The organism is Streptomyces sp. NPDC001890 (genome assembly GCF_042891445.1).
Taxonomy (GTDB): Bacteria; Actinomycetota; Actinomycetes; order Streptomycetales; family Streptomycetaceae; genus Streptomyces.
In genome coordinates this window covers 13,132-35,199 of sequence record NZ_JBIATE010000046.1, presented here as the reverse complement: position 1 = coordinate 35,199, position 22,068 = coordinate 13,132, and the positions used below count along the sequence as shown (strand labels likewise).

Annotated in this window: 18 protein-coding genes; 12 read left to right on the top strand and 6 right to left on the bottom strand. The window is 67.0% G+C overall.

Translation table 11 applies throughout. From position 1 onward, the window contains the following. The 3 genes from ACFYY1_RS41115 to ACFYY1_RS41105 all read left to right on the top strand — a co-directional run. The coding region (locus tag ACFYY1_RS41115) for a Helicase associated domain protein (protein ID WP_388595042.1) at positions 1-1,554 on the top strand (1,554 nt) is incomplete at its 5' end. A 290-nt stretch (positions 1,555-1,844) separates the two neighbouring features. After that, positions 1,845-3,272: an alpha/beta hydrolase family protein gene (locus ACFYY1_RS41110; RefSeq protein WP_388595041.1), complete on the top strand. Its 1,428-nt coding sequence runs from the start codon at positions 1,845-1,847 to the stop codon at positions 3,270-3,272. Positions 3,273-4,156: 884 nt separating this feature from the next. Next, a complete protein-coding gene (locus tag ACFYY1_RS41105; protein WP_388595039.1) occupies positions 4,157-4,291 on the top strand; it encodes a hypothetical protein in 135 nt (44 codons plus the stop codon). Between the two features lie 152 nt (positions 4,292-4,443). On the opposite strand, the gene lepB is transcribed toward ACFYY1_RS41105, so the two are convergent. Continuing rightward, positions 4,444-5,109: a signal peptidase I gene (gene lepB, locus ACFYY1_RS41100; RefSeq protein WP_388595037.1), complete on the bottom strand. Its 666-nt coding sequence runs from the start codon at positions 5,107-5,109 to the stop codon at positions 4,444-4,446. Between the two features lie 1,069 nt (positions 5,110-6,178). Between lepB and ACFYY1_RS41095 the strand changes: the two genes are divergently transcribed. Beyond that, positions 6,179-6,727, top strand: coding sequence for a DUF1062 domain-containing protein (locus tag ACFYY1_RS41095; protein WP_388595036.1), 549 nt, complete (start codon positions 6,179-6,181; stop codon positions 6,725-6,727). A gap of 73 nt (positions 6,728-6,800) precedes the next feature. On the opposite strand, the gene ACFYY1_RS41090 is transcribed toward ACFYY1_RS41095, so the two are convergent. From ACFYY1_RS41090 to ACFYY1_RS41080, 3 genes are all read right to left on the bottom strand, one after another. Continuing rightward, positions 6,801-7,361, bottom strand: coding sequence for a DinB family protein (locus tag ACFYY1_RS41090; RefSeq protein WP_388595035.1), 561 nt, complete (start codon positions 7,359-7,361; stop codon positions 6,801-6,803). Between the two features lie 686 nt (positions 7,362-8,047). Further along, on the bottom strand, positions 8,048-8,461 hold the full coding sequence (locus ACFYY1_RS41085) for a hypothetical protein (RefSeq protein WP_124723568.1): 414 nt from the start codon (positions 8,459-8,461) through the stop codon (positions 8,048-8,050). Between the two features lie 45 nt (positions 8,462-8,506). Beyond that, entirely contained in the window at positions 8,507-9,142 is a 636-nt protein-coding gene (locus tag ACFYY1_RS41080) for a hypothetical protein (RefSeq protein ID WP_388595034.1), read from the bottom strand. A 1,094-nt stretch (positions 9,143-10,236) separates the two neighbouring features. On the opposite strand from ACFYY1_RS41080, the gene ACFYY1_RS41075 reads away from it, so the two are divergent. The 6 genes from ACFYY1_RS41075 to ACFYY1_RS41050 all read left to right on the top strand — a co-directional run bounded on the left by ACFYY1_RS41075 (position 10,237) and on the right by ACFYY1_RS41050 (position 18,074). Next, a complete protein-coding gene (locus ACFYY1_RS41075; protein WP_388595033.1) occupies positions 10,237-11,487 on the top strand; it encodes a ParA family protein in 1,251 nt (416 codons plus the stop codon). Continuing rightward, on the top strand, positions 11,484-12,734 hold the full coding sequence (locus ACFYY1_RS41070; RefSeq protein ID WP_388595032.1) for a ParB/RepB/Spo0J family partition protein: 1,251 nt from the start codon (positions 11,484-11,486) through the stop codon (positions 12,732-12,734). Before ACFYY1_RS41075 ends, ACFYY1_RS41070 begins: the two co-directional genes overlap by 4 nt. A 680-nt stretch (positions 12,735-13,414) precedes the next feature. Beyond that, on the top strand, positions 13,415-14,527 hold the full coding sequence (locus ACFYY1_RS41065; RefSeq protein ID WP_388595031.1) for a bifunctional DNA primase/polymerase: 1,113 nt from the start codon (positions 13,415-13,417) through the stop codon (positions 14,525-14,527). Continuing rightward, positions 14,524-16,056 (top strand): phage/plasmid primase, P4 family, encoded by a 1,533-nt coding sequence (locus ACFYY1_RS41060; RefSeq protein ID WP_388595029.1) that lies wholly within the window; start codon positions 14,524-14,526, stop codon positions 16,054-16,056. The genes ACFYY1_RS41065 and ACFYY1_RS41060 overlap by 4 nt, the downstream gene beginning before the upstream one ends. After that, on the top strand, positions 16,053-16,442 hold the full coding sequence (locus ACFYY1_RS41055) for a DUF6009 family protein (RefSeq protein ID WP_388595027.1): 390 nt from the start codon (positions 16,053-16,055) through the stop codon (positions 16,440-16,442). Before ACFYY1_RS41060 ends, ACFYY1_RS41055 begins: the two co-directional genes overlap by 4 nt. 156 nt (positions 16,443-16,598) lie before the next feature. Continuing rightward, positions 16,599-18,074, top strand: coding sequence for an FAD-dependent monooxygenase (locus ACFYY1_RS41050; RefSeq protein WP_388595026.1), 1,476 nt, complete (start codon positions 16,599-16,601; stop codon positions 18,072-18,074). 26 nt (positions 18,075-18,100) lie between these two features. Here the strand turns inward: ACFYY1_RS41050 and ACFYY1_RS41045 are convergent, their stop codons facing one another. Continuing rightward, positions 18,101-18,772, bottom strand: a complete 672-nt coding sequence (locus tag ACFYY1_RS41045) for a ScbR family autoregulator-binding transcription factor (RefSeq protein WP_388595025.1) — start codon at positions 18,770-18,772, stop codon at positions 18,101-18,103. A gap of 128 nt (positions 18,773-18,900) precedes the next feature. Between ACFYY1_RS41045 and ACFYY1_RS41040 the strand changes: the two genes are divergently transcribed. Continuing rightward, the gene (locus ACFYY1_RS41040; protein ID WP_388595024.1) at positions 18,901-19,752 is read left to right on the top strand and encodes an NAD(P)H-binding protein; all 852 of its coding nucleotides are present in this window, start codon (positions 18,901-18,903) and stop codon (positions 19,750-19,752) included. Between the two features lie 85 nt (positions 19,753-19,837). Here ACFYY1_RS41040 and ACFYY1_RS41035 read toward each other — a convergent pair whose 3' ends face one another. Further along, positions 19,838-20,791, bottom strand: a complete 954-nt coding sequence (locus ACFYY1_RS41035) for a ScbA/BarX family gamma-butyrolactone biosynthesis protein (protein WP_388595023.1) — start codon at positions 20,789-20,791, stop codon at positions 19,838-19,840. 435 nt (positions 20,792-21,226) lie between these two features. Here ACFYY1_RS41035 and ACFYY1_RS41030 point away from each other — a divergent pair, with 435 nt between their 5' ends. Then, a complete protein-coding gene (locus ACFYY1_RS41030; RefSeq protein WP_388595022.1) occupies positions 21,227-21,862 on the top strand; it encodes a ScbR family autoregulator-binding transcription factor in 636 nt (211 codons plus the stop codon). The last annotated feature ends 206 nt before the right edge of the window (positions 21,863-22,068 follow it).

Here is a 22,068-nt window from a genome sequence, read left to right as displayed (position 1 = left end):
CCCAGGCGCTACCCGGAGCCGGAGCGGGTACGGGCCGACTGGCTCTGTGGCGAACACCCGCCCGCCCACCGACGCGCCGTCCTGGAGAAGTTCGCATCCGACACCATCACGAACCAGAACCAGGGCCAGGGCCAGGCGCAGCTGGTCGAGGGTGACGTCGGGCGGCGCAGCAGGGGTGGCAGGGGTGGCGGGCACGGCAGGAGTGGGCGGCGGTCGGGGAAGGGGTTGGTGCCGGCGGCGTTGCGGGTGTTGAGCTCGGTGAAGGTGCTGGGTGAGGGTGTCGATACGGCGAATTGTGATTCCGTCGCGTTCTGCGATGCACGGGGGTCGATGATCGATATCGTGCAAATGGTCGGACGCGCCCTGAGAATCAAGCCGGGGGAAGGAAAGATTGCTTCTCTGATTGTTCCGGTATTCCTTTCTCCGGGTGAAACACCGGATGAAATGCTGACCTCGGACGCTTACGGAACCCTCGCGAAGGTCCTCTCAGCGTTGCGGGCACACGACACCGAAACGATCGAACACCTCGCCGACCCCCGCGTCCGCAGCGGCCGTTGGGTGCTTGAGGAGGGCGAGGAAGGCGAAGCCGTGGGTGAGCGGGAAGGCGAGCGGGAGTTGCTGGCGGGTGAGCGGGGAGCGAGTGTGCCTGCGCGGGAGCTGCTGAAGTTCAGCACACCCCGGGATCCCGCGTTGCTGGCACAGTTCGTGAAGCTGCGGGTCATCGAACCCGAGAACACGTTCTGGCGGCGCGGGATCCAGGCATGCGTGCGGTACGTGAAGGAGACCGGGGCGCAGCAGTTGCGGGTGCCGTACGACTACATCACCCCCGATACCTGGGTGCCGGCGGGGTTCCCGCTCGGGACCTGGCTCGCCGACCAGCGGAAAAACCACAAAGCCGGACGCCTGGATGCGGGGCGGGTGGAACAGCTCGACGGGCTCGGCATGGTCTGGTCCCATCAGGACGTCGCGTTCGAGGAAGGCCTCACAGCCGCCCGCGCCTGGGCCACCGTGCACGGACACCTGCTGCCTCCCACGACCGCGGTATGGGACGGATACCCCGTCGGGACCTGGGCCAAAAACCAACGATACGCAGCCCGGACCGCGGATGCCAATGCGCAACGGCGGCGGGCCGGCCTCCCCGTCCCCTCCAGTGCGGGCGCGCTGACCGAGGCACGGCGCAGTCGGCGCTACGGCTGGGCGTGCCGGCCGTTGAGGTCGTTATGGCTATGTGTGGAGGATCTGCTGTGTGTCATGTGCGGGGACGGATTGTCCGGCAGGACGGCGTACTTCCTCGTCGGCGGCGAGAGCGTTACGGCTTGGCGCAACTTGGAGAACTCCTCGTCGCGGTGCAGCATCGTACACCGGCCGTCGGCGAGCGGGCGGATTGCCGAGACATCGCTTGAGAACGGTAGCCGTATCGCCTCTGGGCTGCTGGCCAGACGACACGCTCATCGTGTCCGTGCTACTCGCACGAATCTTGAAGATCAGCGAGCTGCGGAGCCTGCCGGGACTGAGGTGCCACCACTCCCGCGGAATCACTACTCCTACGCCTGACCGGCGAGAACGCCGTCTTCAAGTCCGGAAAGACAACAGCTCCTGAGGATGGACGTCGTTGGTCGGCGGTGGCAAGACAGCCAGGTCGCCCAGACGTGAATGAGATCTGTGGTGGGGCTTGGCAATCGGGCCGCCCACGCTGGCACGAACACAGCGCAAATCCGGGGGATATCCCCACCTCTGGAGGGGGTCCACCCACCTCGACGCCCGGCGTGGTGGCAACAAGGATCTGAGTCTCCAAGGACTTGCACGTCGCGGCTGCTGGCCAACCGGAAACCCGGGGGATCGAAATGAGAATCGCACGTGGGCTCTGCCCTCGCAGACTGCTGTTGCTGCTGTCGGCAGCCTGCATCGCCCTGATGTCGCTGGCACCGACGGCTGTGGCCGCCCCGACAGACAACCGACCCGCCTCGGCCGACGTGTCATTCACGAGCGCGGACGGTACGCGCCTGAACGGGACGGTGTTCAGCCCCACAGCAGTTGGCGGGGATCGGCCCGCGCTGGTGATGGTGCCGGGCGCGGGTCCCGGTGGCCGGTCGGAGTTGCAGGCCGCGGCCGAGTCGTACGCCCGGCTTGGCATCGTGGCCCTGATCTACGACAAACGCACCACCGGGTACTCCGCCCTCCACCGCGACTACTCCCTCCTCGCGGATGACGCGCTCGCTGCGCTCCGCTTGCTGCGCGACCGGCCCGGAGTCGACCGGGCCGGGACCGGGATGTGGGGACTGTCCGAGGGTGCGTGGGCGGTGTCGTTGGCGGCGAGCCGGTCGGCGGACGTGTCGTTCGTGATCACTGCAGGGGCGGTCGGTATGGAACCATCCCGGCAGCAGGCGTGGGCCTACGGCGAGTACCTGGCTCATGCGGGCGTTTCCGGCTCGCTTCCGCACACCATGCAGGGTTCCTTGACCCGGCAGCTCGTCGGCGCGGGTCTGTTCCCGGAGGCCGACTACGACCCGGAACCGACGTGGCAGCACGTACGCCAGCCGGTGCTGGCCGAATGGGGCACCCTCGACCGCGAGGCCGCTCCGCAAGAGAGTTCTCGGATCATCGCCCGCGCACTGTACCGGGGTGGCAACCGGCACTACACCATCCGCTTCGTACCGAACGTGCGGCACAACCTCAACGCGACCCGCGACCACGGCTTCGACCGAATCTCTCGACTGCCCTCCGACTACGCCGACTTCGAAGCGGCATGGATCAAGCGGCTGAGCCTCGGACTGCCACCCCGGAGCATCGACCCGGCACCGCACCAGCAGCGGCAGACCCGGGCCCTGCCGCCGCCGGTCTGGTACGACGCCGGCCAGGTCCAGCTGGCGGCCCTGTGTGTCCTCGCGTTCGGTTTCGTCGGGTATCCGCTGTGCGCGCTCGCTCGCCGCGTCGGCAAGGGGCGCGGCCGGCGGGTTCCGCCTCTGCGCGCCGCACGGTGGCTTTCCGGGACCGGCCTCGCGGTATTCGTGGGGATGCCCGTCTACCTGCTCTTCCTCGCGCTGACCGCCGCGAGTGTCACCGGTCCTGTCCTCTTCGGGCGAACGCTGCCCTGGCTCGCCCTGCAGCTCATGGCAGTCACCGTGGTGGGGGCCACCGTATGGACGGGAGTGTCGTGGTGGCACGGGCGAGGGAGGTCCGGCCGAGCCGACAATGTCCGCCTTGGTCTTCTCTTCGCGGCGGGACTGGTCTTCGTGCCCTGGGGGATGTATTGGGGGCTTCTCGTCCTCTGAGCGAGCGCGCTCTGTTTACGAGACGAGACCGGACGTCGCGGGCGCACCTTGGTAACGAGGCCCGGCCGGGCGGAGATCCGCTTGATGGCGCGGGTGACGGAGTCCGGTCCCATGCCGCCGGTGATGTTGCCCCACCGGTCGATGCCAACGAACGCGGGCGCCGACGGGTCGGCCCATCGCGGGCCGTGCTCGGCAACCAGGCGAGTGCGGGACGTGGTCCAGGCCCGCACGGGGCAGATCCCGGCATCTCGGAGTACGGGATCTCGGCGGTGCGCAGCAGCCCGACGACAGCGGCCGCCAGGTGGGTGGAGCCGAACTGGGGCGTAGCCCGTACCGGTCTGCTGGCCCTCACGGGGCATCCACGTCACGAACGCTGCCAGCGAGCTCCGGGATCCCTCCCGTTCCGGCAGATCGGCGGCGGCGCCGAGCCGGTCCCACACCTGCCAGGGCTTGGGGTCGGTGTCGGCGGTGGTGTTCTTCGGGGTGATCTCGGCGGCGACGGCATCGGCCAGGTCCTCGGCCTCGGCCAGGTGGCAGGCGACGTCGACACCGTGGCGGGCGGCCCACCGCTCGACAAGGGCCTGCCACCACGACTCTGGCCCGGTACCGTGTGCTGCGGCTGAGCTCGTTCACCCCCGGCCCCCTTGGACCCCGGATCAGCACTCTGGCCCGGGATACCTCTGCAAGGCCGGGCTTCGTTGACGAGGCAGGCAGCGACCTCGATCGAGAATGCAGTCCCGGGCCGACCGTTGCGTCGCGGTGCCCCACGTGCCGCGTACAATCACAGCGCATCCGGATGGCAAGAACAGCTACACAGCGCGTCACGAAAATTACACCGCCCCAGCCCCGAGCACCTGGACTTCGACGAGTGCCAGGCGCTCGCGGTGAAGGCGATCTGGGCGCTCGGAGGCATTCCAGGCGCGAAGGCCCGGGGAGCTCTCAAGAGCTTGCACGACGCCGAGAACCAGATCATCCGTGAGAACGCGGCGAAGCAGCCCGCACGCCGCGGCAAGCTCTGACCGCGGGGTCGTAGCCGTTCATCCGGAACGCGACCCAGGCCCTGCCCGGCACCGTCGGCACGGCAGTCGGGCAGGTATTCGGCTTCCTCGTCAGGGCGCTGCGAGAGCGGCAGCAGACCGCGCGCCAGATGCCCAATGGCTAAAAGCCAAGCTTAGACCGCGGGCAACGGCGGCACAGCCGCGAGCGGCTGCCGGGCCCTCCGTCCGGCCGTGTACCCCCCGATCCCCAGGCCGATCCCGACCAGGGTCAGCACGATCCCGAGGCCCCCGAGCGTCACCAACACCGCTGGCACAGTGAAACCCTTCTGCACTCGCCCGAGCACCCCGGAGGCCGCGACGCTGCCCGACTGCTCGTCGAGGAAGAACCGCGAGTCGTTCGAGTTCGCTCGGTGGTCGCCCAGCAGGAACAACCGCCCGTCCGGCACCTGCACGTCGTACGGCCCGGTTGTCGGGTTCACTTCGCCGCGCATCACATACGGTTCGTCGACCGGCTTCCCGTTCACCGTGATCCGATTTCCGTCGCACACCACGTGATCGCCGCCCATCCCGATGACCCGCTGCAGGACCGGTCTACCCTGATAGCGATCGGGCACATGGACGAGTACAACATCGCCTCTGCGTATCTCGCCCGCATCGATGCGCTCGATGACCAGCCGCTCGCCCGGGCGGTACGTGGGCTCCATCGCCTCGCTCATGACGGTGGCCCCCTGGTAATTCGTGAGGAAATACCCGATGTTCCCGAGCGCCAGGACCAGCCCGAGTGGCACCAGTACCCAGGCCGCGACTCTCAGCCCGCTGCCCGCTGCCCGCTGCTGCATGAAAACCCCTCCCTTGAGCCGCCCGAGGCCGGGCGAACCAGCAGAGGCTAAACGGTCTCGGGGCAGGAACGCACCTCACGCCCAAGGCCGCATAGGCCGGTGGAGTCTTGGGCCCAGTCAAGTGCTGGCGCAGGGGCCTGGAGCACTGGTTCGGAAGACGCCGTATACAGACTGCAGCTGACCTGCCAGGTTCCTGACCTGGTCCGGAGCACGACTGTCGCCGCTGTTCCCCGTGCGTCTCCGGAAGATCCCGCCGGACCGGGCATGGAACGGGCACGCAGTTCATCGAGGTCGCACAGATGCTCTCCGGGGAGAGCGTCGAGCAGGTCGGCCTGGGCGGCGCGGATGCTGGGCGCGGGAGCATGGGGGCCTGCGCCCAGGGCACGGCGGACGGGCACGCTGGTCATCGTACGGGCAGCCCATCGCTGGCCACCCCGGCCGCGGGCCCCCGTGCAACGGGGTGTCGGTGCCTGGACCGGGGCGAATGAGTGGGTGATCTGTGTGTCTGGGGGGTGAGCAGTGGGCGTGTATTGCGTGCTTTCTTCTTGGTTACTCTCAGAACTTCCTTTTGTTGGCCGGACCTTCTTGCGTGGTGGTTTGTTGCTGCGGGATGTGGTCCGGGGTGTGACTGGTGTCGTCGAGGCTGCAGGTCATTGTCTTGCTGATGCTGGGCTGGATATCTCCGTCTGCGAAAACTGCCCTACCGGCACGTACTGGCTTGGTCGTTCGTCGAGGTATGGCCGGGGCCGGTGGTAGGTGGCTTCCTCGTGGTCGGGGAGGCTGACGGTCTGGTCGCGGTTGGTATGTGCCTCATCAACGTGTTGATCGCTCTGCTCGTCGCTCCTTCCTCACTCGTGCACAGGTAGAGCGCTGGGCTGCTGGGCTGCTCGAAAAGCAGTGGAACGGCGGTGCTGAGCGCCGCTACCGTGCTGCCCAAGTCACGTCGTCCAGGCAAGGACATGCCGTTGTACACCCTGTGAGACCTCCCGAGCGCTGATCTGTCGCGCGTCGCGCATATGCGCCGTGCTGCTTTTTGCTGCGGACTTCTCACTGGAAACGGTGTACTTCTGTGCTCATTAACTGGGTAGTCATGCCCACCTGCCTGCCGCTCGTTCGCCGCCGCTGCCACTCGTGCGTGTCCGAGCGGTTCCGGACAAGCGGTAAATTCCGCGTCAACGCGAACCACAAGCTCATCGATGCCTGGCTTCTCGCGCTCTGTACTGTTTGCGGGGAAACGACAAAACTCACGATCCTGGAGCGGATGAATGTGCGCTCCGTACGGCCTGAGCTGCTGGACCGGCTGCATGGTAATGATCCTGGCCTGGCAGCCGAGCTGCTCCAGGATCCGGTCGTGCGGCGTCGTAATGACATCGCTCTCGACTGGGACGGTGCCTGGCGCCTCGATACCGGCGGATCGGATCTTCTGGACCGCGAGCTGCTCGACGTCTCAATACGTTTCGCAGCACGGATCCCCGTCCGGCCGGTACGACTGATCGCTCAGGGTTGCGGTCTCTCGCGGGCCGAGGTCGAGAGGCTGATCACGGAAGGGAATGTCGTTTCGGCGGCCCGGTTGAGCGGCAAGCTCTCCGGTGACTTCGCCTTCATGCTCAAGCGCTGAGGTCCCTGTCCGGCGAGATCTGCCGGGCAAAGGGCTCAGAGGCCGCCGTGGCGAGTTCCACGGCGGCCTCTGGTCACTGGCCCACTCTTCCGTCGATGCACTCGCGCAGCAGGTCTGCGTGCCCGCAGTGACGGGCGTACTCCTCGATCCTGTGTACCAGCAGCTCCCGGACGGAGATGCTGTCCTTTCCTAGCCGCTCGCCCAGGTCCGGGTGTTCGGCCAGCGCGGCGTCGGTCGCGGCCTGCTCGCGCTTCAGATCGGCGTACGCGGCATCGACCAGGGTCTGATCGGCGACGGCTCCGTCGAAGTCCGCGTCACGCTTGCCGTACAGCTTCGGCTGCGGCTCACCGTCGCTCATCCAGTTGCGCCAGTCCCGTTCCACTTCGGCGAGGTGCCGGACCAGGCCGAGCAGCGACATCGTCGACGGTGCCACCGAACGGCGGGCCATCTGCTCTGCGTCCAGGCCCTCGCACTTCATCCGCAGGGTATGTCGGTAGTCCGTCAGAAAGCCTTCCAGCGTGGGAAGTTCGCCGTCCGGTCCGACTCCTTCGCTGTTGCGGGGGTCGTTGTCCGGGTCAGTCCACATGTCGGGATAGACGGTGGCCTGAGTCCATCGTGCGGGTTGATCGTTCATGCGTCCCATGTTCGTCTGCGAGGGCCCGGGCTCGCTAGTGTCCCTGGGTTTGAAGTGCTTTTTTTGTTGGTGTGCTTGCAGTGCGACCGGTCCTCTGCGGCAGAGCCAGTGGTCCACGACGTCCGTCGTGAGCGGAGACGTCTTTGAGAACGAGCTGACCGTGTGCTGCGCCCCTGGGAAGGGGTTGCCACGTCATGCGAGGCATTGGGCACGGGGACGGGTGGGAGGTACGTCTTCTGCTTGGGCGTTGCAGTGGGGGTGCGGGGCGGTCAGGTGTGGGGCTGTGCGGTACTCTGCGGGCTCCTCTTCCTAGTAGGACAGTCTGCCAGCGTTGGCTCTGGGTTTTGTGTTCCCGCTCGCTCTTGTGCGGTGGTGGTGGTGTTGGACGGCTGCTGGGTGGGCTCCATGCCTGGGTGCTCAGGGCAGCGGTTGAGGCGGACAGGAATGTCCTGTCGTCTTGGGCGCGGGGTCGGGATCACGCGTGTCGCTGATTCGGCCGGGTGTGACGGCCGGGAAGTTCGGAGCTCGCCGGCGGGGGTCGATTGCACCAGTGCGGTCAAGTGCGGCGGGCTGTCGATGGCGGCGCCTCGCCGACCGTCACGTGTACCGGTATAGTGAGGGCACAACTTGTTGTTCAGGCACAGAGGCCCCACCATCACTGATGGTGGGGCCTCTGTTTTGTCGGGTCAGGCGATGCGGAGGTCGGGGCGGCCCTCGGCCGGCGGTGCTGCTCGGTATTCCGGGAGGTGGATGGTCGGCAGCTTGCCGCTCTTCATCTCTTCGAGGGCGTACGCGAAGGCGGCTTCCATGTCCGTCACGCTCTCGTACTTGGCGGCGAGCGGGTGGAGCCGATAGCGGTTGCCCCCGCGGCCTTCGGCGCGGGAGCGCAGCACGAGGTTCAGCTCGAACAGCGGCTCCATCAGAGCGCTGACGGTGGGCGGCTTCACCTTGTACTCCACCGCCATCTCGCGCTGGCTCGGCAGTGCGCCGCCGTTCTCGCTCCGGAAGATCAGGTACTGAAGGAACTTCACCGGGGCAGCTCCGATGGGCAGCGCCCAGATGCGCTCAGCGACGAGCGGCGACATGACTGCAACGGCCATCGGTGCCTTCCTCCATATCGAATCGGCTTGTCTTGGTAGCGGACATCACCCTGTGCGCTTCCTTCTGACAGGCTCGGGCACTTCGCCATCCAGGTTAAGGTCCAGCGCTTCCTGGTGGTGAACCAGCTCAGGACCAATTCTGTGCGGAAACGCGGTCGGATCGTCATCGTGGTCTGCGGCAATCTGGGCGAGCACCTCGTGTTGGGCGGTGCTGTTGCCCTGGAACCAGAGAGTGACATTGAGGCGAATCCGGCCGTTTCCTGCTGGTTCGAGCCACTTGTACTCGCAGAGGGTTCGGACGGCGCGGTTCACCGTGGGCCTGGTGATCATTTTGGCGCCGGGCTTCTTGGCGGCGAGGCCGTTCAGGCCATCAGTGATCTCCTGCTGGGTGTACTCCGCGATCCCGGTGCCGGGGCGCTGCCCGCCCGCCACGTACAGGAACACGCACAGCTGGCTCTTCGTGATGCCGTTGGCGATGAAGAGCTGGGGCAGCAGCTGCGTGAACCAGTTGCTGGCGAGGCTGTAGCCGGCGCCTCCGGCGAAGCTGTGGACGGACCGCGGGTCGCTCTCGTACTCGAAGGTGACGCCCTTGAGCTTGCGTTTCCCTGCCCTTGGCTGTGTTGCCTCCGGGACAGTCGTGCCGAGTTGCTCACCCAACAGGTTCAGGATGTCGTCGAACACGGCGCTGCTCTCCGGCGAGGACGCAGGAGAAGGCACTGCTCGGGGCCGACGCGGCTGGCGCGACGGCGTTTCAGATGTCACTGGACCCTCCTTGTTGCTCAGGCGGTCCGAGGCTATCCCAAAAGTTCGGCTGAGCCTTACTTTTGACGGCTCGACACGCTTCGAGTCTGAGGGGGTGACAGATGCACTCCAAAAGTTTGGCTGAGCCGAACTTTTGGTGCACAAAGGCGGTGAAAGTTAGCGTGAGCCTAACTTCCAGTTTCGTTCTGCAGCACATTTTGATCGAATCGGTGCCGCGGGCCGGAGTGTTCGCCCGGAACCGCCACTCCCCTGACCTGCGGTTTCTCTGGCGATCATGGTCGGTTTGAAAAGTTAGGCTGAGCCTTACTTTCAGGGCCAAATGTGCTGGCCAGGTTAACATTTCGACCCATCAAATGTGTCGGCCAGAGCATGATCAACATCGTATATATGCAGGTCAGAGCCTTGCGAAGGTCCGGCGCCTCTTATAAAAGAAGACCCGCACTCCATGTACGGGCTCTGCCCGGAGCCGGGGTTGGATGCTGTGTCGGCCGGGCCGACGGGGGCATGAGTCGGCAATGGGAGGCGTGTGCCACCGCTCCTGAGGGGTTGTCACGGGATGAGCTTTCTACTCGCCTGACTGAACCGCGGCCCACGAAAGCCAGCCCCGACGATAGGTACATGGACTCTGCGGCAGGAGTGCCCACCCGAGCCACCCACTCGGATCAGCCACTGTGCTCGTTTGGCCACCCGCGGTTCAGTGAACCCGGCGGCCCGCGACGGTTCAGTGGCTCAGTCGGGGCCGAGTCGGTGCGAACGATGGACAAGATGCCCTGAAGGGCGCGCAGTTGTTGTTTGAGGGGGGGGGGGGGAGGTGTTGTTGTTGGAGGGTGGGGCATTATAGGTGATGTTGGTCTTTGGGGGCTACTTTCTCGCATAATCGGGCGTTTTGGTGAATGGGGTGGCGCTGTGTGGGGGGCTATCACGGCGTGATAGCCCCCCACACAGCGAAAAAGGCGACACAGCTAACGTTTTGTGCGTTCAATTGATCTACGACGTTAGTAGAGTGACGGACTATGACGACACCCGACATCCGGGGCGACCGAGAGAAGGTCGTCTCGAAGTTGCCTTCCTGGCTTCGCCAGGAACTCAAGGTCCGCGCCGTTCAGCACGGCATCGACATGCAGGACGCTGTCGAAGCCGGCATCACTGCATGGCGCGGTCTCGGCTCCAACCTCTCCCCCATCGATACTTCTGGGGCTGAATCCTTCGCGACGTTCCTGCCTTCCCAGCTGTGGGGCGGGTTCAGGGCGGACTGCAAGCGTCGCGGGGTTTCCCTCATCCAGGGCCTGGCCCAGTCCGTGCGGGTCTGGCTGGACAGTCATCCCGCGCCTGCGGTGCGGCGCCCCGATATCGTCCGACGCGTCGTCATCTGCAATCAGAAGGGCGGCGTCGGCAAGACCGCTGTGACGGCCGGGACCGGCGAAGCTCTCGCGGAAGACTCCACCGCCCTTGTGCCGGTCCGTGTCTCGAAGCACTTCGCCGCACTCCTCGAAGAGGACGAGGAGGCTGCCAACGATCCGCTCACTCTGGAGGATCTGCCCGGACTCGGACAGCGCGTTCTGCTTGTCGACTTCGACCCCCAGGGGCACCTCACCAAGCAGCTCGGCCATGCTCCCCTCGCCATGGACGGGGACTCTCTCACCAATCACATGGCTGGTGACGGCAAGGGTTCGCTGAGGGACCTCATCGTGACGATCGATGAGGACCGGTTCGGCGGGCGGCTGCATCTTCTGCCCGCCTGCACCGATGCCTTCCTCCTCGATGTACGACTTGCCTCCGTCCGTGCACGCGAAGCCGCTCTCGAACGTGCCCTTGCCGCGGTCGAGCCCGATTACGACGTCATCCTGATCGACTGCCCTCCCAGCCTGGGGCTCAGCATGGACGCCGCTACTTACTACGGGCGCCGCCGCCCGCAGGAGGTACCGGGCAACTCCGGCGTCCTCATTGTCGTCCAGGCCGAGGACAGCAGCGCCGACGCCTACGAGTTGCTTACGTCTCAGATCGAGGACATGCGCAATGACCTCGCGCTCGATGTCGACTACCTCGGCCTGGTCGTCAACCACTACGACGCCCGGCGCGGCTACATCGCCACCTCCTCCCTCCAGTCCTGGATGGCCATAAAGGATCCGCGTGTCGTGGGCGTCATCGGAGACCTGAAGGAACAGAAGGAAGCCGTCCGTGCCAAGCGGCCGCTGCTTGCCTACGCGCCCCGCTGCGAACAGTCCGTTGCCCTCCGCGCCCTCGCCCGGGAGATCAGCAAGTGAGTAAGGCCAAAAACCTCGGAGCCGGCGCCTCCTTCGCCCAGGCCCGCCCCATCAGTGCTCGTCGGGCCGCGATCGGCGCTGCTACGGGCGTGCCGACGGCGGGTGTGCCTGAGCCGACCGAACTCTCTTTGAATCTCATCAGCCAGAACCCTGACAACCCTCGCGAGCAGCTCCGCGATCTTGAGGGGCTGGCGGAGAGCATCGCGGAGATCGGTCTCGTCAACGCCGTGACAGTGGCCTCCATCGAGGCGTACCTGGAGGAGCGGCCGCATCGCGCAGCCGACCTCGACGAAGGGGCCCGATACATCATCGTCGACGGACACCGTCGTCTTGCCGCAGCACGTCTTGCCGGAGCTGCGAAGATTCGCGTCAGTGTCGACAACGCCCTCGTCTCTACGGATGAGGCGCTGCTTGAAGCGGCCTTCGTGGCCAACGTCCACCGCGACGACATGAACCCGTTGGAGCAGGCTCAGGCCCTTCGTACGCTCGTCGACTTCTACGGTTCTCAGACCAAGGCTGCCAAGAGGCTCGGCATTGCTCAGTCGACCATTTCGTCGAAGCTCTCCGTTCTCGACCTCGATCCTCAGCTCCAGGCCGACCTGGTGGAGGGGCGCCGCAAGATCGAGCACGTACGGAATCTCTCCAAGCTGCCGCCCGATGAGCAGCGCCAGCAGGCGGATGCGCGGGCTGCTGCGGGGGTTCAGCGGCGCTCGGCAGTACGGGAGCTATCACGGCGTGATAGCCCGGAGGGCGGGGGAGAGGCTGAGGCATCAGTTGGTGCCGGTGCTTCGGGCAGCTCCGGGGAACAGCAAGCGGCAGTATCACGGCGTGATAATCCGGGGGAGGCACCGGAAGAAGTATCACGGCGTGATAGCTCGGAGGAGAGTCACGCTGCCCTATCACGGCGTGATAGCCCGAGCACGGAACAGGCCGTCCTATCACGGCGTGATAGTCCCGGAGCTCGGCAGGCTGAGCTATCACGCCGTGATAGCTCCGAGGCCCGGGAGCCGGCATCGGTGGCACACGATGAAGTGCCCGGACAGCGGTCGGAGCATGCCGGGCAGCAGGTCGCACCGGCTCAGCTCGCGCCGGGGGAGTCAGGGATCGTCGCGCTCGGCAAGGTGACGAAGATGCCTTGGCACGACGGTCATCAGGTTGCCGACCTCGTACTGAGGAAGATGGACGAGGCGCAGCGGAAGATCCTTGTCGACAGGATCCTTGCCGAAGGCGCCAACTCGGGTCAGTGAATGGCCCGGTGGGGCGGAGGCGGGTCGGCGTTGGTGGTCGGCCTGGCCTCGGCCCGTGGTGGAGGTGGGGGCGGGAGTGGGGGAGGTGGGGGAGGAACTGTTTGGTGCAGTTGGCGTGGTGGTGTTGATGTGCTTGAACTGGTTGTCCGGCCTGCAGTTTTGTCGGCAGGTGCGATTGGCTGGTATGCACCGGTGAGAGCGGTGGTCATGGGGAAGCCGCTTGAGCCCGGGTGCAGACGGGCTTGAGCGGTCGAGGGGTGGGGGAGTGGCCTCAGCGACTGAACGTAAGCGACTGAGTGAGTGCTGAGTCGCTTCGCTCGGAGATTTAAAGCCGCAGGTCAGAGGGGATTCTTGAGGGTGGCAGCGACTGAAGCGACTCAAGTTTCAGGTATATGGAGACATTCGTGCGTGTGCGTGTGAGCGCGTGTGCGCGTCATATATGGCGAGCTTGAGTCGCTTCAGTCGCTGTTCTGTGTTGCATACGCCTGTGACCTGGTGTTTTGTGTGCCTGGCCGGCAGCGACTGAGCGACTGTCGGTCTTTGGGGCCTTGGTCGCTTGGTCGCTGGGTCGTCTTGCAGATGCGTACACCTGTTCTGCCCCATGTGCCTCTCCTCTCCCTTAGATTTCGCTAATCTGATTTTGGGAGTTGAGTCGCTTCAGTCGCTGATGGGGGAAGTGAATGGCAGCTGAGCTGCAGGTTTCGCGCAGCGACCCACGGCAGTTCGTGAGATCTGCATCGGTCGCTTCGCAGCCTCTGACAACTGCCTCGTGGTGTGCGCGCCAGGGGTGGCCGGTTCATCCTCTTGCTCCGGGCCGTAAAACGCCTGTGGGCAACTGTGAGGTGTGCCGTGCTCAAGGTCATGCCCGAGGGGGGTGCGACTGTATTCGTGCGGGTCGCTGGTGTCATGGGTTTCATGCGGCAACGCTTGATTTCGACCGGATCCAGCAGTGGTGGGGATCCCGGCCCGATCTGGGAGTGGGAGTTGCCACCGGTCCGGCCGGCCTCGTGGTCATCGATATCGATGCGCATGCGTGTGAGCTCCCCGACCGTGACCGGCTGCTGCCCGGGGTCGGGATATCCGCCGGGGTCGACCTGACCGGGCTGGCCAATGGCTTCCACACCCTGGGCGTGCTGGCTGCACTGCGCGGCGCGGCCAGCCCGGCGGACGACGCGTCGACGCTTCGGGTCCGCACCCCGTCCGGGGGGCTCCACGTGTGGTACCGCAATGACGGCGGGCACCGGTGGCAGTGCTCCTCCGGGTCGGGCGGCGGCCGTGCCCTCGCCTGGCAGGTCGATGTCCGGGCGCACGGTGGGTACATCGTGGCGCCCGGGACCGTGACCCCTGCGGGGATCTACCGGCCGGTGGGGACCGTACGGGTTCCGGCTCCGCTTCCCGCCTGGCTCGCCAGGGAACTGGAGCGCACCGGGCATCTGCCGTCCGCGTCCGTGCCGGGGACCCGGCCGGTGCCGCCCCGGGCCCGGCAGGCGGTTCTCGCGGCCGGGGGCGGCCGCGGTGCGGGGGACCGGGTGCTGACCGGTGTTCTCGCCGAGGTCGCCGCGTGCGCTGCGGTACCCGAGGGCGCCGCGTTCTCCGAGAAGTTGAACCGGGCCGCGTACACCGCAGGGGGGCTGGTCGCGGCGGGGCACATCACTGAGGCCGAGGCCACGCGTGTGCTGCGGGATGCGGCGGAGCAGGCCCGACCGGGGCAGCAGCGGCGTTGTCTGGCGATCATCCGGAGTGGGCTGAACGCAGGTCTGGTCCGTCCGCTGTCCCTCGGGGGGCGGGCGTGAGTGTGGACGAGGAGAGAGCCCTGTCCGCCTTCGACGTCCAGGCGGTGGCCGCGCAGATCCTTGCGCAGCCCGTCCCGGCGCCCAGGCAGAGCGAGGAGTCCGCGCGGTACGAGGCCGCGGCCGCCCCGGAGGGGGACGGTGAGGCGACGGCGGACGGGCTGTTGCCCGACACGCTGACGGACCGCGGTAACGCCAAGTTGTTCGTCAAGCTCTACTGCAACGACTACCGGCACGTCCCCGGGATCGGCTGGTACCGGTGGGACGGCACCCGGTGGCAGATCGACGAGGACGACACGGTGATGTGGTCGGCGGGCGATCTGGCGGAGTCCATTGCCACCACCGATCCGCGAGGGGTCTACACCCCGACCGCGTTGCAGCAGCACCGCCGCCGCACGTTGAGCACCAGCGGGATGAACGCGATGCTGACGCAGGCGAAGTCCGCCCCGGGGATGGTGCTCAACGCGGCGCGGCTGGACGCGGATCCGTACGCGTTGTGCACGCCCGCGGGCGTCGTCGACCTGCGTTCGGGGCGCATCCGTCCTGCCGAGCCCACGAAGGACTTCCATTCCCGGTCCACCTCGGCCGCACCTGAGCCGATGCCGACGCCGCGGTGGAACCGGTTCCTGACCGACACCTTCGGTGAGGGACCGGACGGTGCGGAGATGATCGACTTTCTCCAGCTGCTGCTCGGCTACTCCGTCACCGGGGATGTCGGCGCCCAGGTCATGCCGTTCTTGTTCGGCTCAGGGAAGAACGGCAAGTCGGTACTGCTGGATGTGTTGATGAAGCTGCTCGGGGACTACGCGGACGCGGCGCCTCCGGGGTTCCTGATGTCACGTCCGTACGAGGGGCATCCCACCGACCTGGCCGAGCTGCACGGCCGACGAGTGATCGTGTGCAGCGAGGTCAAGCCGGGGGACCGCTTCGACGAGGCCCGGGTCAAGCTGCTCACCGGTGGTGACCGCATCAAGGCGCGCCGGATGCGGCAGGACTTCTTCAGCTTCGAGCCGACGCACAAGATGTGGCTGCTCGGCAACCACCGTCCCGAGGTGGGCACGGGGGGCTTCGCGTTCTGGCGGCGTATGCGGCTGATCCCGTTCGAGCGGGTCGTCTCCGACGACCGCAAGATCGACAACCTGGCGGACATCCTCGTCACGCAGGAGGGTCCGGGCATCCTCAACTGGCTCATCGAGGGTGCCCGTCGCTACCTGGGGGGCGACAAGGACCTGGCGGGTCCCGAGCGGGTCCGTATCGCGACCACGGCGTACGCCGAGACCGAGGACCACACCGGGCGCTTCGTCCACGAGACCTGCCGGCTGGAGGCGGATCTGCGGGCTGAGCAGTCGCAGCTCTACGCGGCCTACAGGAGCTGGTGCCAGAATGAGGGTGCTCCGGCGATATCGTCCCGGGCTTTCGCGGCACGTGTCCGCGAGGTGGTGGGACTGGCGTCACCGAAGGAAATGATCCTTTCCAATCAGCGCAAGTACTACCCGGGCATCGGCCTGCTCGCGGACGAGGAGACAGTATGAGTGCCCTCATCGCAGAGGACGAGATCGTCGACGAGATGGACCTCGTCTGGCTTGAGGACATCAGTCGGCTCGACTATGTCCGGCAGAGCCTGGACCGGTTGCCGACCCGGCGTGGCAGACCCGCGTACCACCGTGACGGCCGGATGGTCGGGTACGCCCTGCTGAGTCCGAAGGCCAAGCCGTCCCGTTCCTCCGGCACGTTCAGGCGGCGGGTGTTCTGGCTGCTGCCGCACGACCGGGACACCGAGCCGGACGGGCTGTACGCGAGGGGGGCGCCGGCGGAGGCCGTGGATGTGCGGACGCTGGCGCCGGGCAGCAAGGGGCACAAGACCGAGCGGTCGGAGGGCGGACCGATGTCGTCGACGATGCGGGAACTCCAGCCTTAGCCTCGGTGGTCTCGATGGTCTCGGCCTCGACCTCAGCTTTAGGTTTGGCGGATGGATCAGAAACAGTCCGTCCGGTATATTTTCTGCTGCGGGGATGGATCATGGCCAGGGGAGGGCGTCGCTGTGCAGGGGGAACATTCGGTACGGTCACAGGTCGTGGTGGTCGGTGGGGGGCCGGTCGGCATGCTCGTCGCCGCCGAACTGGCGGGGTACGGAGTCGACACCGTGCTCCTGGAGTCCCGGGCCGAGGTGTCCGGGCAGCCGAAGGCGACCACGCTGCATGCCCGTGCGGTGCAGGCGCTGGCCCGGCGTGGCCACCTGCCGGGGGACGGGTACCCGTACACCGGTGGCGCGGTGGAGAGCCCCTTCCACTTCGCGGGTCTGCCCGGACTGGTCATCACGGCTCCCGCACGTGAGCCCGAGCCGATCCTCAAGTGCCCCCAGGCGGAGCTGGAGCGGCACTTCGGGGCGCGGGCGCGGGCGGCCGGGGCGCGGGTCCTGCGCGAGCACCGGGTGGCCGAGGTCGTCCAGGAGGACGGCGGGGTACGGGTCACGGCCGAGGGGCCGGAGGGGAGCGTGGTCTGCTTCGCCGAGTACGTGGTGGGGGCGGACGGCGCCCGCAGCACGGTCCGGGACCGGGCGGGCATCGCTTCCGACACTCATCCGGCGACGGTGTCCGCGCTCATGGGTACCGTCACGCTCGCCCGGCCGGACGAGCTCGTCAGGGGCTGGCACCGCACCCCGCGCGGCTGGATCGTGGCCAAGCACGATGCGGAGGGCAGCACTCACATCCGGACGTTGAACTGCACCGGCGCCCACGCCGATCGACAGCTGCCGCCCACGCTGGAGGAGTTGCAGCAGGAGGTGTCCTGGATCGCGGGCCGGGACATCGCGATGGACGCACCGCGCTGGCTCAGCAGATTCAGCGACTTCGCGCGGCTGGCCCGGAGCTACCGTGCGGGGCGGGTCTTCCTGGTGGGCGACGCGGCGCATGTGCACTTCCCGATCGGGGGGCAGGGCCTCAGCGCCGGGGTGCTCGACGCCCTGAACCTGGGCTGGAAGCTGGCGCTGGCGGTGCACGGATCGGCGGGCGTGGGTCTGCTGGACACCTACGACCTGGAGCGCCGTCCCGTCGCCCGGAAGGTCATCGAACAGACGCAGGCGCAGCTCGCGTTGATGCGGTCCGGTCCCGAACTCGATGCGTTGCGCGGCGTGTTCACCGGAATTCTGGCGGCGGACCGTGCGCACGGGCACCTGGGCGACATGATCAGCGCACAGGACACGGTGCTTCCGGACCGCAGCGGTGGGCCCTCAGGCGGGGCTACGGGGATGTTCCTGCGCAATGCGGTGCTCAGCACGGCGGACGGTGAGACGGATGTGATGGGGCTGCTGCGCGAGGGCAGGCCGCTGCTGCTGCTCTTCGGCGAGGAGGGCGACGGCCATCGGGAGGCGGCCCGGGGGTGGGAGGGGATCTTGAACGTGGTCCGCGCCCGGCCTACTGCCGAGGTGCCGTACGAGGCGCTGCTGGTGCGGCCCGACGGCTACATCGCCTGGGCGCCGGGCGGCCATGATCTGAAGGCGGCGCTGTCGGCGTACTTCGTCGAGGTCGCCGTGTCTGCGGGGCACCGTTGACAGTGCTCCGCAGACACGTGCGGTGCTCAGCCGGCCGTGTCGACGAGGTCCCTCATGTCGGCCGCCTTCAGTGCCTCGTCGTAGACCGCGGCTCCCCGGCCCTCGGAGAGGTCGAGCGAGGCGAGTACGGAGGGCACCACCGCGCTGGGCAGCACGTGACGCATCAGGGCGGAGACCCGGCGGACCAGGTCGCTGTACTCGCAGACGGCCTGCGACATGGACTGGATGCCGGCGAAGGAGCCCACGATGACATCGGCCGTCTCGGACGGTGTGATGTGGGGCAGCAACTCGCCCTGGGCCTGCGCCTTTTGGAGGAGCTCGTGGCCGACCTCGGCCCAGCGCAGGAACGGGCCGCTGCGGTCGAGGCTCTGCGCCAGCTGGTCCATGGTCAGCCGCACGCCCGCGCGGACCATGGGGTCGGTCTGCAACTGGTGGGCATGCAGCATCACGACGTCCACGATCTCCTGCACCTTGGAGGCGCGGGAAGGGACGATGATCCGCCGGTCCTGCTCGGCGAGGACGCCTTGAGCCAGGTCTTCCTTGGAGTGGAAGTGGAAATACAGGGCGCCCTTGGTGACGCCTGCTTCGGTGAGGATCTGGGAGATCGTGGCCGCTTGGTACCCGTGTTCCTCGAAGATCTTGGCCGCAGCCGAAAGAATCGTCTGACGGGTACGGATGGCTCGTAGCTGCTCAGCCACTCTGCCTCCTTTCTCCTCAGGGTGGTGAACGTCGGGAGGCCGGTGAAAGAAACCGTCCAGTTCGTATCTTACAGGCCGCTTCCTCGTCCTTACTGGTCGGGGAAATGTCGGGCAAGAGAGGCAAACCCATGATTCTTGTCACCGGTGCCACAGGGACCATCGGGCGGGAAGTGGTCCGAAGAATCCCGGCTGACCTGGCAGTTCGCATCATGGCCAGGCATCCGGAGCGGGTCACGGGAGCGGGTGCGGCGGCCGAGGTCGTCCACGGAGATTTCTCGGATCCGGCCTCGCTGGCGGGTGTTCTGCGTGGGGTTCGCACCGTTTTTCTGGTGACCAACCCCGGCGGGGACGACGACGAGGGCTTCCTCCGGGCCGCCCGGTCGGCGGGGGTGCGGCAGGTGGTGAAGCTGTCGGCCGCCGCCGTCGCGGACAGCCGGGCCGAGGATCTGATCACCCGGTGGCAGCGCCGTAACGAGGACCTGTTGCGCGGCTCCGGGATGGAGTGGACGCTGCTGCGTCCCCGCGCGTTCATGTCCAACGCGCTCTCCTGGGCGGGATCCATCCGCTCGGACGACGTCGTGCGGGCCCTGTACGGGGCGTCGGCCAACGCCTGTGTCGATCCGCGTGATGTGGCAGAGGTGGCGGTACGCGCCCTCACCGAGGACGGCCATGCGGGCAGGGCCCACACCCTGACCGGGCCGGAGGCGATCTCAGCGGCCGAGCAGACGGCCCAGCTCGCCGAACTGCTGTGCCGTCCGCTCAGTTTCGAGGAACTGGGCCCTGAGCGGGCGCGTGCCGCGCTTGGCGCGCGCTATCCGGCAGACATCGTCGAGGCGCTGCTGGAGAGCGCGGAGCGCGGCCGTGCGGGCGCGAAGGCGGAGGTGGACGGCACGGTCGCCGGGCTGCTCGGCCGGCCGGCCGGGACCTTCCGCGGCTGGGCGGCAGACCACCTGAGCGCCTTCGGGAACGCGCATCGTTGAGGGCATACCGGTGAAGAGAATGAAGACGGCGGCTGCCCGGTGGACAGCCGCCGTTCGGCATGGCTAAGTCGCTGTTCGGCACGGGTCAGACCCCGTGCGATCCTGCGGTCACCGTGGAGTTGAAGACCAGTGCACCGTCCTGATGGGCGGTCACCAGGACGCTCTGCTCGCCTTCGGCGGAGGTGTCGGGCAGCAGGGTCGCCTCGATCATGCACGGGGCGTCCAGCTCGACGTACCGCTTGAACTCGTTCGCGATGGCGAGCGGGAGATAGGAGGACCGGCCGAGGACCGCCGCCGTGGCCTGACGGGCGGCTTCGACCAGCACCATGCCCGGCACATGGTCGACCGCGTGCTCGAAGAGCACGGGGTGCCGTGTGTCCACCCGCAGCTGCCAGCGGTTCTGCTCGTTCGTGGGGGAGAGCACGACGTCCATGGGGGACGTGCGCCCGACGCTCTGCGGGGCCGCTGGGCTGATCAGCGGCAGCTGGTCCCAGTTGCCACCGGGAATGTGCTCGCCGCGCACCCGCCGGTAGACCGCGGGCGCCATGCAGGAGAAGGATCCGCCACCGGTCGCGACGATGTTCCCGTCGCGGTGGAAGACCGCCTCGAAGCGCAGCCCCGACAGGTTCTTGCCCCGTTGGTTGATCTCCGTGCAGTGGACGTCGATGCTGAGGGCGGCGGGCTCGTACCCCATCCGCAGGTGCTGCGGACGTACGGCGAGGTCGAGGTCCCACACGAGGAACTGGTGGCCGAAGGGCACACCGAACTCCGCGTGCCCCAGGAGTATGCCGATCTGGCGGAGCGTCTCGCAGCCTATGAGCGGATCGTGGTAGCCGTCCGCGACCGGGGTGAAGAAGCTGTGGCCACGCGGCCATTGGGCGGACATGACGAAGCGGGTGTCGTCGACGCGGTCCCAGTCGGTGAGCATGACCTCTGCGACTGCGGAGCGGTGTACGAGTTCTTTGGGCACGGTCATAGTCAGAGTGTCGGGGTAGAAGCCGCCGGGCTTGATGCCGGCGGCCTTGGTGCTTCTCGTCATTTCTCTGTCGAACGCGGTCCGCTCGACCTGAAACGTGCTCGCAGACATTGCTCCCCCTGGGCTGGTGCGAGAGGTGTGGTCAGGGCTGCTCTTGGCCCGAAAATACATACCAACCGGTTTAATTTCTAGTGGTCCTGACTCCTTGTCATCCAAAAACAGCGGAGTCGTTCATTCCGATCTGCCTGTTCTTGAGGAGGGGGCCAGGTCGGCGCGGGCCGTAGCCGAGTTGGGGTCCGTTTCAGGTCCGACGGGGTTCGAGCGTGACACGAGTCGCCCTTGAGCGGAGTGGCTCAAGGTGCGCCCGCGGCGTTCTGTCGGGTGAGCTGTGCCGTCCCTCTGAGCTTTGACGGATGAGCAGGGAATCTTTTCAAAAACCGCACGGGCGGTTTGTTATAGTCGACGTCTGCCCTTCGGCAGGCACGGCAACCTCTGGCAGTGACGGAGCAGTTGATGGTCAAACAGGAACGCGCGGCGCGCACGCGTGACACCCTGATCCGGTCCGCGGCCGAGGTCTTCGACCGTGACGGCATCTCGGGGGCGTCACTCACCGCGATCAGTTCGCGTGCAGGGGTGAGCAATGGGGCGCTGCACTTTCACTTCGCGAGCAAGGCCGCCCTGGTGGACGTCGTCGAGGAGGAGGCGCTGACCAGGCTGCTGGCCGTCACGAACGGTGCGCTGTCGCTCGGGACGAGCCGTGTGCAGCTCCTCGTCGACGTCACTCACGCGCTCGCCGAGAAGCTGCGCGGCGATGTGGTGCTGCGGGTCGGCTTCGCGCTGAGCGGTGAGACGTCCCGCCCGCGCCGGATGGATCTGCGCGAGCGCTGGCGGCGCTGGGTCGAGGAGACCCTGAAGCAGGCCGAGTCCGCGGGCGAACTGCGCCGGGGGGCAGGGGTCCAGGACGTGGTGACCGCCGTGGTGGCCGCGACCGTCGGATTCGAGGTGCTCGGGGTGCGGGATCCGGCGTGGCTCTCGGCGTCGACGGTGGCGCGGTTGTGGCGGTTGCTGCTGCCGACGCTGGTGCCGGCGGCGCATCTCGCCGGAATCGAGGCCGGGGGACCCCGGCGACCGTAGGCGGTGGTGTGACGGTTTCCCCAGTTGTCGATCAAGGAGAAGACCTGCTGGTCTGTTTTGGCGTGTTCCCTCTGTTGTGGATGCAGGATCGGTCGACCCTCTAGGAAGCCTCCGTACCCTCGCCGCATGGCAACTGCGCAGGTCAGGGTGGGTATTTGAGGGTCCGGCAAGGGGTCTGAAGGTAACGAACGGCTCGGTCGGTTTTG

Bases quoted from the DNA above. Each gene is read 5' to 3' on its own strand.
- ACFYY1_RS41110 (WP_388595041.1), top strand. From the start codon at position 1,845: ATGAGAATCGCACGTGGGCTCTGCCCTCGCAGACTGCTGTTGCTGCTG.
- lepB (WP_388595037.1), bottom strand. From the start codon at position 5,109: ATGCAGCAGCGGGCAGCGGGCAGCGGGCTGAGAGTCGCGGCCTGGGTA.
- ACFYY1_RS41090 (WP_388595035.1), bottom strand. From the start codon at position 7,361: ATGAACGATCAACCCGCACGATGGACTCAGGCCACCGTCTATCCCGAC.
- ACFYY1_RS41085 (WP_124723568.1), bottom strand. From the start codon at position 8,461: ATGGCCGTTGCAGTCATGTCGCCGCTCGTCGCTGAGCGCATCTGGGCG.
- ACFYY1_RS41075 (WP_388595033.1), top strand. From the start codon at position 10,237: ATGACGACACCCGACATCCGGGGCGACCGAGAGAAGGTCGTCTCGAAG.
- ACFYY1_RS41065 (WP_388595031.1), top strand. From the start codon at position 13,415: ATGGCAGCTGAGCTGCAGGTTTCGCGCAGCGACCCACGGCAGTTCGTG.
- ACFYY1_RS41055 (WP_388595027.1), top strand. From the start codon at position 16,053: ATGAGTGCCCTCATCGCAGAGGACGAGATCGTCGACGAGATGGACCTC.
- ACFYY1_RS41040 (WP_388595024.1), top strand. From the start codon at position 18,901: ATGATTCTTGTCACCGGTGCCACAGGGACCATCGGGCGGGAAGTGGTC.
- ACFYY1_RS41035 (WP_388595023.1), bottom strand. From the start codon at position 20,791: ATGACGAGAAGCACCAAGGCCGCCGGCATCAAGCCCGGCGGCTTCTAC.